This is a genomic window from Pseudomonas sp. NPDC086278 (assembly GCF_050280905.1).
Taxonomy (GTDB): Bacteria; Pseudomonadota; Gammaproteobacteria; order Pseudomonadales; family Pseudomonadaceae; genus Aquipseudomonas.
This window is the reverse complement of sequence record NZ_JBNNWE010000001.1, coordinates 57,814-72,587: the sequence shown is the minus strand read 5'-3', so window position 1 is coordinate 72,587 and position 14,774 is coordinate 57,814. Positions and strand designations below refer to the sequence as shown.

Genomic DNA, 14,774 nt, shown 5'->3' with positions numbered 1-14,774 from the left:
CTGTGTGAGTGACATCGTTTTAAGGATCATTGAATGACCCCACGCCATGTAATCAACGCCTCCGTCAGCCCAAAAGGCAGCCTGGAAACCCTCTCCCAACGCGAAGTGCAGCAACTGAGCGAAGCCGGTTCCGGCAGCACCTACACCCTCTTCCGCCAGTGCGCCCTGGCCATCCTCAACACCGGCGCCCACGTTGATAACGCCAAGACCATCCTCGAAGCCTACAAGGACTTCGAAATCCGCATTCACCAGCAGGACCGTGGCGTGCGCCTCGAACTGCTGAACGCCCCGGCCGACGCCTTCGTCGACGGCGAAATGATCGCCAGCACCCGCGAGATGCTGTTCAGCGCCCTGCGCGACATTGTCTACACCGAAAACGAACTCGACAGCCAACGCATCGACCTGAGCAATTCCCAGGGCATCAGCGACTACGTGTTCCACCTGTTGCGCAACGCCCGCACCCTGCGGCCCGGCATCGAGCCGAAGATCGTGGTGTGCTGGGGCGGCCACTCGATCAACACCGAAGAATACAAATACACCAAGAAGGTCGGCCACGAACTGGGCCTGCGCAGCCTCGACATCTGCACCGGCTGCGGTCCCGGCGTGATGAAAGGCCCGATGAAAGGCGCAACCATCGCCCACGCCAAGCAGCGCATCCATGGCGGTCGCTACCTCGGCTTGACCGAGCCGGGAATTATCGCCGCCGAAGCACCGAACCCGATCGTCAACGAACTGGTGATCCTGCCGGACATCGAGAAACGCCTGGAAGCCTTCGTGCGGGTCGGCCACGGCATCATCATTTTCCCCGGCGGCGCGGGCACGGCCGAAGAGTTCCTGTACCTGCTCGGCATCCTGATGCACCCGGACAACGAAGGCCTGCCGTTCCCGGTGATCCTCACCGGGCCGAAACACGCCGCGCCGTACCTTGAGCAACTGGACGCGTTCGTCGGCGCCACCCTGGGTGACGCGGCGAAGCAGCATTACGAGATCATCATCGACGACCCGGCCGAAGTCGCACGGCAGATGACGACTGGCCTCAAAGCGGTGAAGCAGTTCCGCCGCGAGCGCAACGATGCGTTCCACTTCAACTGGCTGCTGAAGATCGACGAAGGCTTCCAGCGCCCGTTCGATCCGACCCACGAAAACATGGCCAACCTGAAACTGAGCCGCAGCCTGCCACCCCACGAACTGGCCGCCAACCTGCGCCGCGCGTTCTCCGGCATCGTCGCCGGCAACGTCAAGGACAAGGGCATACGCCTGATCGAAGAACACGGGCCTTACCAGATCCGTGGCGATGCGGCGGTGATGAAACCGCTCGATCAACTGCTCAAGGCATTCGTTGCGCAACACCGGATGAAACTGCCGGGTGGCGCGGCATACGTGCCGTGTTATCAGGTCGTGGCATAACAAACCACCCCGCAACGCGGTGGTGAGTGGGCTCCCTGTGGGGGAGCCCCTTATGGCAAGTTGGCTCCCTGTGGTGAGTGGGCTCCTGTGCCAAGGGGACTCCTGTGGCAAGGGGGTTCCTGTGGCAAGGGGACTCCTGTGGCGAGGGGGCTTGCCCCCGTTGGGCTGCGAAGCGGCCCCAAAAAAATCTCGGCAACATCGCAGATTTACGACTGCTCCGCAGCCGAACGGGGGCAAGCCCCCTCGCCACAAGAACCCCTCACCACAGGATCCTCCTAACCACCGGTACTAACCCCCTTACAGGTGATCAGCATCCATCACCGCTTGGGCGAACGCCTGCGGATCTTCCTGCGGCAGGTTGTGGCCAATACCGCCGCTGACCAGCCGGTACTCGTATTTACCGGAAAAGCGCTTGGCATAATCCTCGGCCGCCGGGTGCGGCGCGCCGTTGGCATCGCCTTCCATGGTGATGGTCGGCACCGTAATGACCGGCACCGTTGCCAGCCGTTGCTCCAGCGCTTCGTATTGCGGTTCGCCCTGGACGATGCCCAGGCGCCAACGATAGTTGAACAGCGTAATCGCGACATGGTCCGGGTTGTCCAGAGCGACAGCGCTGCGATCAAACGTGGCGTCGTCGAAGGCCCATTTCGGCGAGGCCGTCTGCCAGATCAACTTGGCGAAGTCGTGGCGATTTTTTTCGTAGCCGGCCTGACCGCGTTCGGTCGCGAAGTAGAACTGATACCACCATTGCAACTCGGCCTTGGGCGGCAACGGGTTTTTGCCCGCCGCTTGATTGCCAATGAGGTAACCGCTCACCGAGACCAGCGCCTCGACCCGCTCCGGCCACAGCGCCGCGACGATGTCCGCCGAGCGTGCGCCCCAGTCGTAGCCGCCGAGCACTGCCTTCTTGATGTGGAGCGCGTCCATGAAGTCGACTACATCACTGGCCAGCGCAGCCGGCTGGCCGTTGCGCAGGGTCTTGTCCGACAGAAAATGCGTGTCGCCGTAGCCGCGGGCATACGGGATCAGCACACGGTAGCCCTTGGCCGCCAGTAACGGCGCCACGTCGCTGTAGCTGTGAATGTCGTAGGGCCAGCCGTGCAGCAGAATGACCACCGGGCCATCCGCCGGGCCGACCTCGGCGTACGCCACGTCCAGCAACCCGGCGTTGACATGTTTCAGCGGGCCCAGCGGGTCGGCCTTGAGGGTGGCGGCAACGGGCGCTGGCGTCGCGGCTTGCACATTCGCGGCGCCGAACGCTGCGAACTGCATCAGCGCGAAACCCAGCACCGTTAGGCCACCGAAACGGCGAAGACGAGCGTTGGTTGGTCTGCTCAACACATTCATGTTCATGGTGATGCCCCTGCAAGTCATTGACCGGTTGACGAGGCAAGTCATCTTGTCTCGATGGACCTATTCAATCGACCAGAGGTATCCGCCATGTGTCGTGAACCCTTGAAAGTGCGACGCAAGGTATCGAAACGGCCGCCAGATACACTGCGATACGCAGCGCCATGACCCCGCTAGAGGGCAACCGCCGCGCACGCAGAGCGGGGATCAATGCTCTTGATATCGACTATGCGCAAGGGTGTTTTTTCATCGCCGCGCTCCAGCACTAGAGTGGCCACATCTTCTTCCCCCACTCTGGAGCATCACCATGAAACGCATCATCGGCCTCACCTTTGCCCTGACCGTCCTTGGCGCCACCTCGGCCATCGCCGCACCCCACGCCAACGTCACCCAGCCGGCGACCTTGAACGTCAACACCGTCGGTATCGACACCGAGCACAAAGGCAGCGTCAACCTGCAACAGAACGCCGAACAAACCAAACTCTTCGTCGCGGAAAACCGTCCTGAGTTCGGTTCGAAGTATCAACGCATCGATGCTTGATGTGAGCCGTCTGAAACAAGCAACCCCGGGTCGATCCAATCGAACCGGGGTTTCTTTTGACTGGGCGCTTAACCCGCGAGCCGCGCCGCCAAGGCCTTGGCTTGACTCGCCACATCCGTCACCGCCGTGCTTTCCCACCACATGCCGCGTAATGGCGGCCCCATCGCGAACAAACGCTGGGCGACCTGTCCGTCGGCGTTCACCACCGCACCGTCCGCCGCTGCCGCAATCCCCAAGGCCAACGGCCCCGGCTGAATCATTCCGCGCGCCAGCAATTGCTGCGGTAACGGGCGAGCCACCCGGCGCCAGTCGTACTCGATGCCGCTGGAGTTGATCAACGCCGCACCGCTGACAACGGTGGTTTGTGCCTCCCCGCGCCGTCGAATGCGGATACTCACCTGACCGTCACCGGTCGATTCCAGCCCTTTGAACGACGCCGCCTGAATCCGCAGGCGCCCTTCGCCGTGCAACCGCGCCACCAGTTCCGCGCTCAACGGCGGCGAACGGTGATGATGACTTTCCCACCACGGCCGCACATGCCGCACAAACTGCCGGCGCTGCACGTCGGTTGCCTGATGCCACAAGCGACCGATGTGCGCCCGCACCGTATCGAGCGGCGCTTGCCAATCGATGCCCTGGGCGATGGCGTCTGCGCAATGCTTGCGCAGTTCACGCAGCAACTGCCTCGGGGTGCGAATGCGGTGGTCCTCGGCGAGAAAATCCACCCACACCGGCGGCTGGCGCCGTACATGCGGCAGCAAGCCATGCCGGGAAAACACTTCGATCGGCCCGCGATGCCCGGCCTGTTCCAGCGACACCACCGCATCGACCATGGTCAGGCCGGAACCGATGATCAGCACCGTCGACTGCGGATCGAGCGGCCGCATGGCCGCGATATCCCAAGGATCCAGCGCCGCCGCGTTCAGGCCGCTGGATTCGGTCTGCGGCGTGCGTGCGGCAGGAAACATCCCGGTCGCCAGCACCGCAAACGCGCCCTGCAAATGTTGCCCGTCACTCAAGGTCAGCCGCACCGAGTCATCGTTGGCCAGCAGATCGACCACTTCGGCGCGCACATGCTCGACGGTCGAGCCATTCACCGCGCCTGCCGCTTGCGCCTCGGCCAGCCGTTGCTGCACATACACACCGAACAATCCCCGGGGTGGGAACAGCTCGCTGATCGGCACGTGTTGCTGATCCGATTCGGGCCAGCCGCCGGCGGCGATGTGTTCGGTCAGCCATTGCGTCAAGTCGTCAGCGTTGTCCGGATCGACGCTCATGCGCGCCGCGTTGCCGTTCAGCGTATGGCCCAACTCGACCGCGCTGTAGGCCTCGCCGCGTCCCAGTTCAGCGCGCGGTTCGATCACCAGCACCGAGCGGCGGCCAGGCAAGCGCAACAATTGCGCCGCCAGCATCGCGCCGCTGAGGCCACCGCCGACGATCAGAATGTCCGCGTGACGGATGGCGTCGGTCGCCTGTCCGCGTGGGGTGTCAGTCATGGCGTTCTCACAGATCAGTGTTTACCCAGATAAAAATCATGCAGATCGCCCCGCGCCAGCCGTTCATTGCCGCTGCCGACAACACCACGCGTCCGGTATCCGGGACATCGGCGGTGGAGGCGTATCTGAGTGCCACCTTAATGTTTTGCTCGGCGATCAGGAAGCTCAGCTGTTCGTCGCGGTTAAGTTGGGGAGCCCATCGCCACTGTGGGAGCGGGCTTGCTCGCGAAAGCGGTCCGTCTGGCGACACTCATGCTGAATGTACCGGCCTCTTCGCGAGCAAGCCCGCTCCCACAGGGGTTGATTCAGGCTGTCGCGGCGGCCTGCTCCTGCTGGCGCAATGCCGCCAGATCCCGATATCCCGCCCCCGGATGAATTTCCGGCAAGCGCGGCCCTTGCCCGAACAGCTTCTCGCGCAAGGTCCCCCGCGCGTATTCGGTCTTGTACACCCCACGCTTCTGCAACTCCGGCACCAGCAACTCCACGGCGTCGATGAAGGTCTCGTGAGTCAGCGCATACGCCAGGTTGAAGCCATCGACATCCGTTTCCTCGACCCACTCCTGCAACAGATCGGCAACGGTTTCGGGGCTGCCGACAAACAACGGGCCAAAACCGCCGATGCCCACCCAGTCCGCCAATTCGTTGGGGGTCCAGACCTTGTTCGGGTCCGCCGTGGAAAACGCTTCCACCGCCGATTGAATCGCGTTGGTGTGCACGTGCTTGAGTGGCTCATCGGGTTTGAACTGGCTGAAATCAATCCCGGTCCAGCCCGAAATCAATGCCATCGCGCCTTCGTAACTGACCCAGGTTTTGTATTCCTCGAACTTGGCTTTGGCCTTGGCATCAGTCTCGCCAAGGATCACCGTCTGCAAGTTGAAAATCAGGATCTTCGACGGATCGCGCCCGGCTTCGGCCGCACGCCGGCGGATGTCGCTCACCGTTTTCTTCAGCAGCACCTTCGACGGCGACGCGACAAACACGCATTCGGCGTGCTCGGCGGCGAACTGCTTGCCGCGACTGGATGCGCCGGCCTGATACAGCACAGGCGTGCGCTGTGGCGACGGCTCACAGAGGTGAATGCCCGGCACCTGAAAATGCTTGCCGACGTGCTGGATCTCGTGAATTTTGCTTGGGTCGCTGAAGATCCGGCGTTCGCGGTCACGCAGGATCGCGCCCTCTTCCCAACTGCCTTCCCAGAGCTTGTAGCAGACCTCCAGGTATTCCTCGGCGAAGTCATAACGCGCGTCGTGTTCTGTCTGGTTTTTCTGGCCGAGGTTCTTCGCGCCGCTTTCCAGGTACGAGGTCACAATGTTCCAGCCCGCGCGGCCCTTGGTCAGGTGATCCAGCGTCGACAGGCGTCGGGCGAACGGGTACGGATGCTCGAATGACAGCGACGCGGTCAGGCCGAAACCCAGATGTTCAGTCACCAGCGCCATCGGCGGGATCAGTTGCAGCGGGTCGTTGACCGGCACCTGCGCCGCCTGGCGAATCGCCGCGTCGCCGTTGCCGTTGTAGACATCGTAGATACCGAGCACGTCGGCGATGAACAAGCCGTCGAACTTGCCCCGCTCAAGGATTTTCGCCAGGTCGGTCCAGTATTCGAGGTCTTTGTACTGCCACGAACGATCACGCGGATGCGCCCATAAACCCGGCGACTGGTGGCCGACGCAGTTCATGTCGAAGGCGTTGAGACGAATTTCACGGGCCATCAAACGGCTCCCTTGGTGGGGTTGGTGGAACGCGGGGAATGAATGCCGTTGAGGCGCAAGTTGCCGATCAGGTGATATGTCCAGAACTCGTCGAACGGCAGGCGGCGGTCACGGTCGCGCCCGTCGGCCTCAGTCGCAAAGCGTGCGGCGAGCGTATGGACGACGGCAATGGCCTCGGCCTGCGAGCGGATAACGTGGGCGGTGCTAGGGATGTTGGCAGAGGCTGTCATGGGCCGACTCCGGGGTTCTGGTGAATGCACCAGCGCTTTTGCAGGAGTCGTGCCTGAAACTAATGTCGTTTAGTTTCAATAAGTTGATGTGATATTCGAGAAACACTTGCAGCTTTAAAACAGCAAAGTGTCGAACCGGTGTTGATCGACAAACAGTTAGATCACCACGTTGCGCACAAAACGCGCCGCCACCAAACCGTCATTGCGATACGAGTGCGGCTGGTTGCTGGCAAACATGTAGAACTCACCGGCGGCAATTTCATGAGGCGTGTCGCCCAACATCAGCGTCAGGCAACCTTCGAACACAAAAATCTGCTCACTCCAGCCATCGGCATCCGGTTGCGACGGGTAGACCTCACCCGGTTGCAAGCACCATTCCCACTGCTCCACAGCCCGGGTGGCGGTGGCTTTGGACAGTAAAACGGCTTTGCTACCGGAGATTTTTCCGGCCCAGGCAACTTCGTTGATGCGACTCGGGTCACGGGCGTCCGGGGCCTGGATCAGATCGCTGAACGCCACGTCCAGCGCTTCGGCCACACGGTCCAGGGTGGTCAGGCTGACGTTTTTCTCGCCAGCTTCGATGGCCACCAGCATGCGGCGACTGACCCCGGACTTTTCAGCCAAAACCGTCTGGCTCATGTCGGCGGCGTGGCGCAGGCGCCGAACGTTCAGGCTGACGTGCTGGAGCACCGAAGCCCTTGGGGGAGAATCTTTGTGCACTATATTGCTCACTCGGTGGGGTTGGGCAGTATACTGCGCAACATTCGGCGCATTGTGCGTCGCCCTCAGGTAGCACGCAAGGTCATGAAGTCGGTGAACCCCCCTCAAACTTCCTCCCGATTCCCAAGATTGACCAAGGCCGAATGTGTGCTGGTGGTGATCACCATGGTCTGGGGCGGGACCTTTTTGCTGGTGCAGCACGCGATGACGGTCAGCGGACCGATGTTTTTCGTCGGTCTGCGCTTCGCCGCCGCGGCGAGTATCGTGGCGCTGTTCTCCTGGCGACATCTGCGGGAACTGACCTTGTTCGAACTCAAGGCCGGGGCCTTTATCGGCATGGCAATCATGCTCGGCTACGGTTTGCAGACCGTCGGGTTGCAGAGCATTCCCAGCAGCCAGTCGGCGTTTATTACCGCGTTGTACGTGCCCTTCGTGCCATTGCTGCAATGGCTGGTGCTGGGCCGGCGTCCGGGGTTGATGCCAAGCATCGGCATCATGCTGGCATTTACCGGGTTGATGCTGCTAACAGGGCCGGCGGGCGCGTCGTTCAATTTCAGTCCGGGTGAAATCGCCACGTTGATCAGCACCATCGCAATTGCCGCGGAAATCATCTTGATCGGCACCTATGCCGGTCAGGTGGATGTGCGACGGGTGACGGTGGTGCAACTGGCGACGACGTCAGTGCTGGCGTTTCTGATGGTGGTGCCGACGCAAGAAGCGATTCCGGACTTTTCCTGGTTCCTGCTCGCCAGCGCATTGGGGCTCGGCGCGGCCAGTGCGGCGATTCAGGTGGCGATGAACTGGGCGCAGAAGAGTGTTTCAGCGACCCGGGCGACGTTGATTTATGCGGGCGAGCCGGTGTGGGCCGGGATTGTCGGGCGAATCGCCGGGGAGCGGTTGCCAGCGATTGCATTGCTCGGGGCGGGGTTGATTGTGGCGGCGGTGATTGTCAGCGAGTTGAAGACCAAGGGTAAGGCTGCCGCGTCTGCGCAAGTGCTGGAGCGAGAAACCCAGGGATAGGCGCGGTTTTTATATTTATCGAGCGCTTTCGCGATCAGGCGCTCTCCCACCTTTGGAATGCGCGCCATGTGGGGGAGTGAAACAATGTGAATCAGTCTTTGCGCCTACCTTGTATGATCCTGCCACAGCTTGGCGTTTGGCGATCCGGGAACTGGCACGTATGATGCTTCACAAACTTCCGCAGATTAGAAGCCTATGTCCCTGATAGTTCTACTGCTTCTGCCTTTTATTGGCAGCTGTGTGGCGGCATTGCTGCCGCACAACGCGCGTAATACCGAATCGCTGCTGGCGGGGCTGGTTGCCCTGATCGGCACCCTTCAAGTGGCCCTCTTGTACCCGCAGATCGCCCATGGCGGCGTCATTCGCGAAGAGTTTCTCTGGTTGCCCAGCCTGGGCCTGAATTTCGTCCTGCGCATGGATGGCTTCGCCTGGCTGTTCTCGATGCTGGTGCTGGGCATCGGCGCACTGGTCTCTTTATACGCTCGCTATTACATGTCGCCGGACGATCCGGTGCCGCGTTTCTTCGCGTTTTTCCTGGCATTCATGGGCGCAATGCTCGGGCTGGTGATCTCCGGCAACCTGATCCAGATCGTGTTTTTCTGGGAACTGACCAGCCTCTTTTCCTTCCTGTTGATCGGTTATTGGCACCACCGCGCCGATGCGCGGCGCGGCGCCTATATGGCGTTGATGGTCACCGGGGCGGGCGGTTTGTGTTTGCTGGCGGGGGTCATGCTGCTCGGCCATGTGGTCGGCAGCTATGACCTGGACAAGGTCCTGGCCGCCGGCAATCTGATTCGCGCCCATGCCCTCTACCCTGTTTTGCTGCCACTGATTCTGATCGGCGCCTTGAGCAAAAGCGCGCAATTCCCCTTTCACTTCTGGTTGCCCCACGCCATGGCGGCACCGACACCGGTTTCGGCTTACTTGCACTCGGCCACCATGGTCAAAGCCGGGGTGTTCCTGCTCGCTCGGCTGTGGCCTTCACTGTCCGGCAGCGAGGAATGGTTCTACATCGTCAGCGGCGCCGGCGCGTGCACGCTGTTGCTCGGCGCGTACTGCGCAATGTTCCAGAACGACCTCAAGGGCCTGCTCGCCTATTCGACCATCAGCCATCTCGGCCTGATCACCTTGCTACTGGGCCTGAACAGTCCTTTGGCAGCCGTGGCTGCGGTGTTTCACATCCTCAACCACGCCACGTTCAAGGCTTCGCTGTTCATGGCCGCCGGGATCATCGACCACGAAAGCGGCACCCGCGACATCCGCAAGCTCAGCGGTCTGTTCAAACTGATTCCGTTCACCGCGACCCTGGCGATGGTCGCCAGTGCCTCGATGGCCGGCGTGCCGCTGCTCAACGGCTTCCTGTCGAAGGAAATGTTCTTCGCCGAGACCGTGTTCATCAACGCCACGGCCTGGGTCGAGATGACCCTGCCCATCGTGGCGACCATTGCCGGCACGTTCAGCGTCGCTTACTCACTGCGTTTCACAGTCGATGTGTTCTTCGGTCCGACCGCCACCGACCTGCCGCACACCCCACATGAACCGCCACGCTGGATGCGGGCCCCGGTGGAATTGCTGGTGTTCACCTGCCTGCTCGTCGGGATCTTCCCGGCCCAAGTGGTCGGCCCCTTGCTGGCCGCCGCCGCACTGCCGGTCGTTGGCGGGACCCTGCCGGAATACAGCCTGGCGATCTGGCACGGTCTGAACGCGCCGATGATCATGAGCCTGATCGCCATGTCCGGCGGCATCATCCTTTATCTGCTGCTGCGCAATCAGCTCAAGCGGGGCCGCTTCAAATACCCACCGATCATTGGCCGGCTCAACGGCAAGCGCCTGTTCGAGCGCAGCCTGGTGATCATGATGCGCCTGGCGCGCCGCATCGAGCGACGGCTCAGCACTCGGCGCCTGCAAGCCCAGTTATTCCTGGTGGTACTCGCCGCCGTGCTGGCAGGGCTGATCCCGATGCTGCACAGCAGCGTGAGCTGGGGCGACCGGCCGAAGATTCCGGGTTCTATCGTGTTCGTCACTCTCTGGCTGCTGGCGATTGCCTGTGCCCTGGGCGCGGCGTGGCAGGCCAAGTATCACCGTCTCGCCGCCCTGACGATGGTCAGCGTCTGCGGGCTGATGACGTGCGTGACGTTTGTCTGGTTCTCGGCGCCAGACCTGGCGCTGACGCAACTGGTGGTCGAAGTGGTGACCACGGTGCTGATCCTGCTGGGCCTGCGCTGGTTGCCGCGAAGGATCGAAGAGGTGTCGCCGCTGCCGAGTTCGTTGCGCAAGGCACGCATCCGGCGCATCCGCGACTTGTTGCTGTCGACCGCGGTCGGCGGCGGCATGGCGTTGTTGTCCTACTCGATGCTGACACGCCAGACACCCAACGACATTTCCTCGTTCTACTTAAGCCGCGCCCTGCCTGAAGGCGGCGGCAGCAACGTGGTCAACGTGATGCTGGTGGATTTCCGCGGCTTCGACACCCTCGGTGAAATCACTGTGCTGGTGGCTGTGGCGCTGACCGTGTTCGCCCTGCTGCGACGCTTTCGCCCGCCCAAAGAAAGCCTGCAACTGCCGGCCCAACAGCGCTTGCTGGCGCCCGACGTGGTCACCGACCTGGTCAACCCGCGTCATGCCAGCGATACCGCGCTGGGCTTCATGATGGTCCCGGCGGTGCTGGTGCGCCTGCTGCTGCCGATCGCGTTCGTGGTGTCGTTCTACCTGTTCATGCGCGGGCACAATCAGCCGGGCGGCGGTTTCGTGGCGGGCCTGGTGATGTCGGTGGCGTTCATCCTGCAATACATGGTCGCCGGCACACAGTGGGTCGAGGCGCAAATGAGCCTGCGACCGCTGCGCTGGATGGGCACAGGGCTGCTGTGCGCCATCTCCACCGGGCTCGGGGCGATGGCGGTCGGTTATCCGTTCCTGACTACGCACACCTGGCACCTCGACGTGCCGCTGCTGGGCGACATTCACGTCGCCAGCGCCTTGTTCTTTGACGTTGGCGTGTATGCCGTGGTGGTCGGTTCGACGTTGTTGATCCTCACCGCCCTCGCCCACCAATCGGTACGCGGCCACAAAACCGCGGCCCAGCCCAAATCCGTTGCCGCCAAAGGAGCCGTCTGATGGAAGAAGTCATCGCTATCGCCATCGGTGTGCTCGCTGCGTCCGGCGTATGGCTGGTCCTGCGACCACGGACCTTCCAGGTGGTCATGGGCCTGTGCCTGCTGTCGTACGGCGTCAATCTGTTCATCTTCAGCATGGGCAGTCTGTTTATCGGCAAGGAGCCGATCATCAAGGACGGCGTGCCGCAGGACTTGCTGCATTACACCGATCCCCTGCCGCAGGCGCTGGTGCTGACCGCCATCGTGATCAGCTTCGCCATGACCGCGTTGTTTCTTGTCGTATTGCTCGCCTCGCGAGGCTTGACCGGCACCGACCATGTGGACGGCCGGGAGCCTAAAGAATGAATGCGATGACGCACCTGATCGCCGCACCGATTCTGCTGCCGCTGTTGACCGCCGCGATCATGCTGATGCTGGGCGAGAAACATCGCCCGCTGAAGGCCAGGATCAACCTGTTCTCCAGCCTGATGGGCCTGGGTATTTCCGTCGCGCTGCTGCAATGGACGCAAACCACCGGCGTGCCCGGCTCGATCGGCGTGTACCTGCCCGGCAACTGGCAGGTGCCGTTTGGTATGGTGCTGGTGGTGGATCGACTGTCGGCGTTGATGCTGGTGCTGACCGGGATCATCGGCGTCAGCGCCTTGCTGTTCGCCATGGCGCGCTGGGACGGGGCTGGTTCGAGTTTTCACGCGCTGTTCCAGATTCAACTGATGGGCCTGTATGGCGCGTTCCTGACGGCTGACCTGTTCAACCTGTTCGTGTTCTTTGAAGTGCTGCTGGCGGCGTCGTACGGCTTGATGCTTCACGGCTCGGGCCGGGCGCGGGTATCGGCGGGGTTGCATTACATCTCGATCAACCTGCTCGCGTCCTCGCTGTTCCTGATTGGCGCGGCGCTGATCTACGGCGTCACCGGCACCTTGAACATGGCGGATCTGGCGCTGAAAATCCCGCTGGTGCCGGAAGCGGATCGCGGTTTGTTGCATGCCGGCGCGGGCATTCTCGCGGTGGCGTTCCTGGCCAAGGCCGGGATGTGGCCGCTGAACTTCTGGCTGGCGCCGGCCTATTCTTCGGCCAGCGCGCCCGTGGCGGCGATGTTCGCGATCATGACCAAGGTCGGCGTCTACACCTTGCTGCGGTTGTGGACGCTGCTGTTCTCCGGACAGGCCGGCGCATCGGCCTACTTCGGCGGCGAATGGCTGATCTACGGCGGCATGGCGACCATCGTTTGCGCGGCAGTGGCGATTCTTGCCGCTCAACGCCTGGAGCGCCTGGCCAGCCTGAGCATTCTGGTGTCGGCCGGCATCCTGCTGTCGGCCATCGGTTTCGCCCAGCCGAACCTGATCGGCGCGGCGCTGTTTTATCTGGTCAGTTCAACGCTGGCGCTGAGCGCGCTGTTCCTGTTGTCCGAGTTGATCGAGCGCTCACGCTCGGCCAATGAGCTGCCGTTGTTCGATGACGGTGACCTGTTGCCGCGTCCGATGGAGTCGCTGCAACCGCCCAAAGGCATCAACCTCGATGACGAACAGAACGCCGTGGTCGGCCAGGTCATCCCGTGGACCATGGCCTTCCTCGGCTTGAGTTTCATTGCTTGCGCGCTGCTGATTATCGGCATGCCGCCGCTGTCCGGATTTATCGGCAAGCTCGGTTTGCTGCACGCCCTGCTCAACCCGCTGGGCCTCGGGACGGGCGCTGATGAACCGGTGTCGAACGCGGCGTGGGGCTTGCTGGCATTGTTGATTCTGTCGGGGCTGGCGTCGCTGGTCGCGTTCTCGCGCATGGGTATCCAGCGTTTCTGGACCCCGCAGGAGCGCCCTTCGCCGTTGCTGCGCCGCTTTGAATGCGTACCGATCATTGCATTGCTGGGCCTGAGCATTTTGCTGACGTTCAAGGCCGAACCGCTGCTGCGCTTTACCCAGGCGACCGCGGACGCCTTGAACAATCCGCAGCAGTACGTGATGGCGGTGCTGGGCACTCGAGTCGTGCCCAGCCCTGAATCGCGCGCAGCGCTGCTGGAGGTGCATCCATGAAGCGATTGTTTCCGGCACCCTGGTTGTCACTGGCGCTGTGGCTGCTGTGGTTGGTGCTGAACCTGTCGATCAGCCCCGGCAATCTGCTGCTTGGCGCGATATTGGGGATGTGTGCGCCGTTGATGATGCGCAAGCTGCGACCATTGCCGATCCGTATCCGCCGGCCCGGTGTGATCTTGCGATTGTTCTTCCTGGTCGGTCGTGACGTGGTGATCTCGAACCTGGTCGTAGCCTGGGGCGTACTCAACGCGGGCCGACGTCCGCCGCGTTCGGCGTTTATCAAGGTGCCGCTGGATCTGCGTGACGCCAATGGCCTGGCCGCGCTGTCGATGATCACGACGGTGGTGCCCGGCACGGTGTGGTCGGAACTGGCGCTGGATCGCAGCATTCTGCTGCTGCACGTTTTCGATCTGGATGACGAAGCGCAGTTCATCCAGCACTTCAAGGCGACGTACGAACGCCCGTTGATGGAGATCTTCGAATGAGCGCCTTGCTGTCGAACGCAATCTTGCTGAGCCTGTTCATTTTTTCCCTGGCGATGATTCTGACGCTGATTCGCCTGTTCAAGGGGCCGTCGGCCCAGGACCGGGTTCTGGCGCTGGATTATCTGTACATCATCGCGATGCTGATGATGCTGACCCTGGGCATTCGTTATGCCAGTGACACCTACTTCGAAGCGGCGCTGCTGATCGCGCTGTTCGGTTTTGTCGGCTCGTTTGCCCTGGCCAAATTCCTGCTGCGTGGCGAGGTGATCGAATGAACGCGGAACTGTCTGTGTGGGTGGAAATCCCGGTGGCAATCCTGCTGGTGCTCAGCGGCCTGTTTGCACTGATCGGCGCAGTCGGGCTGGTGCGGATGAAGGACTATTTTCAGCGCATGCACCCGCCGGCATTAGCCTCGACGCTGGGCGCCTGGTGCGTGGCGCTGGCGTCGATCATTTACTTTTCGGCGCTCAAATCCTCGCCGGTATTGCATGCCTGGCTGATTCCGATCCTGTTGTCGATCACGGTGCCGGTGACCACATTGCTGCTGGCACGGGCGGCACTGTTTCGCAAACGCATGGCCGGCGATGATGTGCCGGCGGAAGTGAGTAGCCGCAGGACTGAGAATCAGGGTTGATTTCCAAGGTTTGTGGTAGTCGAACCGGCCGCGAAACGCGAT

At 62.1% G+C, this 14,774-nt stretch carries 14 protein-coding genes and 1 pseudogene; 9 read left to right on the top strand and 6 right to left on the bottom strand.

The window, feature by feature from the left end; all coding sequences use genetic code 11:
* Nucleotides 1-33 precede the first annotated feature (33 nt).
* The gene (ppnN, locus tag ACQKP4_RS00345) at nt 34-1,407 is read left to right on the top strand and encodes a nucleotide 5'-monophosphate nucleosidase PpnN (RefSeq protein ID WP_427629326.1); all 1,374 of its coding nucleotides are present in this window, start codon (nt 34-36) and stop codon (nt 1,405-1,407) included.
* Nucleotides 1,408-1,704: 297 nt separating this feature from the next.
* On the opposite strand, the gene ACQKP4_RS00340 is transcribed toward ppnN, so the two are convergent.
* Complete coding sequence (locus ACQKP4_RS00340; RefSeq protein WP_427629324.1) at nt 1,705-2,760, bottom strand: alpha/beta fold hydrolase; 1,056 nt, start codon at nt 2,758-2,760, stop codon at nt 1,705-1,707.
* Between the two features lie 304 nt (nt 2,761-3,064).
* On the opposite strand from ACQKP4_RS00340, the gene ACQKP4_RS00335 reads away from it, so the two are divergent.
* On the top strand, nt 3,065-3,298 hold the full coding sequence (locus tag ACQKP4_RS00335; RefSeq protein WP_427629322.1) for a hypothetical protein: 234 nt from the start codon (nt 3,065-3,067) through the stop codon (nt 3,296-3,298).
* Nucleotides 3,299-3,366: 68 nt separating this feature from the next.
* Here ACQKP4_RS00335 and ACQKP4_RS00330 read toward each other — a convergent pair whose 3' ends face one another.
* From ACQKP4_RS00330 to ACQKP4_RS00310, 5 genes and pseudogenes are all read right to left on the bottom strand, one after another.
* Nucleotides 3,367-4,794, bottom strand: coding sequence for an FAD/NAD(P)-binding protein (locus tag ACQKP4_RS00330; RefSeq protein ID WP_427629320.1), 1,428 nt, complete (start codon nt 4,792-4,794; stop codon nt 3,367-3,369).
* A 14-nt stretch (nt 4,795-4,808) separates the two neighbouring features.
* A pseudogene (locus tag ACQKP4_RS00325) lies at nt 4,809-4,984 on the bottom strand (ABC transporter ATP-binding protein); the annotation flags it as partial.
* Between the two features lie 115 nt (nt 4,985-5,099).
* Nucleotides 5,100-6,503 (bottom strand): LLM class flavin-dependent oxidoreductase, encoded by a 1,404-nt coding sequence (locus ACQKP4_RS00320; protein WP_427629318.1) that lies wholly within the window; start codon nt 6,501-6,503, stop codon nt 5,100-5,102.
* Complete coding sequence (locus ACQKP4_RS00315) at nt 6,503-6,733, bottom strand: hypothetical protein (protein WP_427629316.1); 231 nt, start codon at nt 6,731-6,733, stop codon at nt 6,503-6,505. The genes ACQKP4_RS00320 and ACQKP4_RS00315 overlap by 1 nt, the downstream gene beginning before the upstream one ends.
* A 156-nt stretch (nt 6,734-6,889) precedes the next feature.
* Nucleotides 6,890-7,453: a helix-turn-helix domain-containing protein gene (locus ACQKP4_RS00310; RefSeq protein ID WP_427629314.1), complete on the bottom strand. Its 564-nt coding sequence runs from the start codon at nt 7,451-7,453 to the stop codon at nt 6,890-6,892.
* Between ACQKP4_RS00310 and ACQKP4_RS00305 the strand changes: the two genes are divergently transcribed.
* From ACQKP4_RS00305 to ACQKP4_RS00275, 7 genes are all read left to right on the top strand, one after another.
* On the top strand, nt 7,448-8,473 hold the full coding sequence (locus tag ACQKP4_RS00305) for a DMT family transporter (protein WP_427629312.1): 1,026 nt from the start codon (nt 7,448-7,450) through the stop codon (nt 8,471-8,473). The genes ACQKP4_RS00310 and ACQKP4_RS00305 overlap by 6 nt on opposite strands.
* A 195-nt stretch (nt 8,474-8,668) precedes the next feature.
* On the top strand, nt 8,669-11,587 hold the full coding sequence (locus ACQKP4_RS00300; RefSeq protein ID WP_427629310.1) for a monovalent cation/H+ antiporter subunit A: 2,919 nt from the start codon (nt 8,669-8,671) through the stop codon (nt 11,585-11,587).
* A complete protein-coding gene (locus tag ACQKP4_RS00295) occupies nt 11,587-11,931 on the top strand; it encodes a Na+/H+ antiporter subunit C (RefSeq protein WP_003202835.1) in 345 nt (114 codons plus the stop codon). The genes ACQKP4_RS00300 and ACQKP4_RS00295 overlap by 1 nt, the downstream gene beginning before the upstream one ends.
* On the top strand, nt 11,928-13,613 hold the full coding sequence (locus ACQKP4_RS00290; RefSeq protein ID WP_427629308.1) for a monovalent cation/H+ antiporter subunit D: 1,686 nt from the start codon (nt 11,928-11,930) through the stop codon (nt 13,611-13,613). The genes ACQKP4_RS00295 and ACQKP4_RS00290 overlap by 4 nt, the downstream gene beginning before the upstream one ends.
* Nucleotides 13,610-14,098 carry a Na+/H+ antiporter subunit E gene (locus ACQKP4_RS00285; protein WP_427629306.1) on the top strand — a complete coding sequence of 163 codons (489 nt, stop codon included), beginning with the start codon at nt 13,610-13,612 and terminating at the stop codon, nt 14,096-14,098. The genes ACQKP4_RS00290 and ACQKP4_RS00285 overlap by 4 nt, the downstream gene beginning before the upstream one ends.
* Nucleotides 14,095-14,373, top strand: coding sequence for a K+/H+ antiporter subunit F (locus ACQKP4_RS00280; RefSeq protein ID WP_054052807.1), 279 nt, complete (start codon nt 14,095-14,097; stop codon nt 14,371-14,373). Before ACQKP4_RS00285 ends, ACQKP4_RS00280 begins: the two co-directional genes overlap by 4 nt.
* Complete coding sequence (locus ACQKP4_RS00275; protein WP_427629304.1) at nt 14,370-14,732, top strand: Na+/H+ antiporter subunit G; 363 nt, start codon at nt 14,370-14,372, stop codon at nt 14,730-14,732. The genes ACQKP4_RS00280 and ACQKP4_RS00275 overlap by 4 nt, the downstream gene beginning before the upstream one ends.
* Nucleotides 14,733-14,774 lie beyond the last annotated feature (42 nt).

Bases quoted from the DNA above. Each gene is read 5' to 3' on its own strand.
- ppnN (WP_427629326.1), top strand. From the start codon at position 34: ATGACCCCACGCCATGTAATCAACGCCTCCGTCAGCCCAAAAGGCAGC.
- ACQKP4_RS00340 (WP_427629324.1), bottom strand. From the start codon at position 2,760: ATGAACATGAATGTGTTGAGCAGACCAACCAACGCTCGTCTTCGCCGT.
- ACQKP4_RS00335 (WP_427629322.1), top strand. From the start codon at position 3,065: ATGAAACGCATCATCGGCCTCACCTTTGCCCTGACCGTCCTTGGCGCC.
- ACQKP4_RS00330 (WP_427629320.1), bottom strand. From the start codon at position 4,794: ATGACTGACACCCCACGCGGACAGGCGACCGACGCCATCCGTCACGCG.
- ACQKP4_RS00320 (WP_427629318.1), bottom strand. From the start codon at position 6,503: ATGGCCCGTGAAATTCGTCTCAACGCCTTCGACATGAACTGCGTCGGC.
- ACQKP4_RS00315 (WP_427629316.1), bottom strand. From the start codon at position 6,733: ATGACAGCCTCTGCCAACATCCCTAGCACCGCCCACGTTATCCGCTCG.
- ACQKP4_RS00300 (WP_427629310.1), top strand. From the start codon at position 8,669: ATGTCCCTGATAGTTCTACTGCTTCTGCCTTTTATTGGCAGCTGTGTG.
- ACQKP4_RS00295 (WP_003202835.1), top strand. From the start codon at position 11,587: ATGGAAGAAGTCATCGCTATCGCCATCGGTGTGCTCGCTGCGTCCGGC.
- ACQKP4_RS00290 (WP_427629308.1), top strand. From the start codon at position 11,928: ATGAATGCGATGACGCACCTGATCGCCGCACCGATTCTGCTGCCGCTG.
- ACQKP4_RS00285 (WP_427629306.1), top strand. From the start codon at position 13,610: ATGAAGCGATTGTTTCCGGCACCCTGGTTGTCACTGGCGCTGTGGCTG.
- ACQKP4_RS00280 (WP_054052807.1), top strand. From the start codon at position 14,095: ATGAGCGCCTTGCTGTCGAACGCAATCTTGCTGAGCCTGTTCATTTTT.
- ACQKP4_RS00275 (WP_427629304.1), top strand. From the start codon at position 14,370: ATGAACGCGGAACTGTCTGTGTGGGTGGAAATCCCGGTGGCAATCCTG.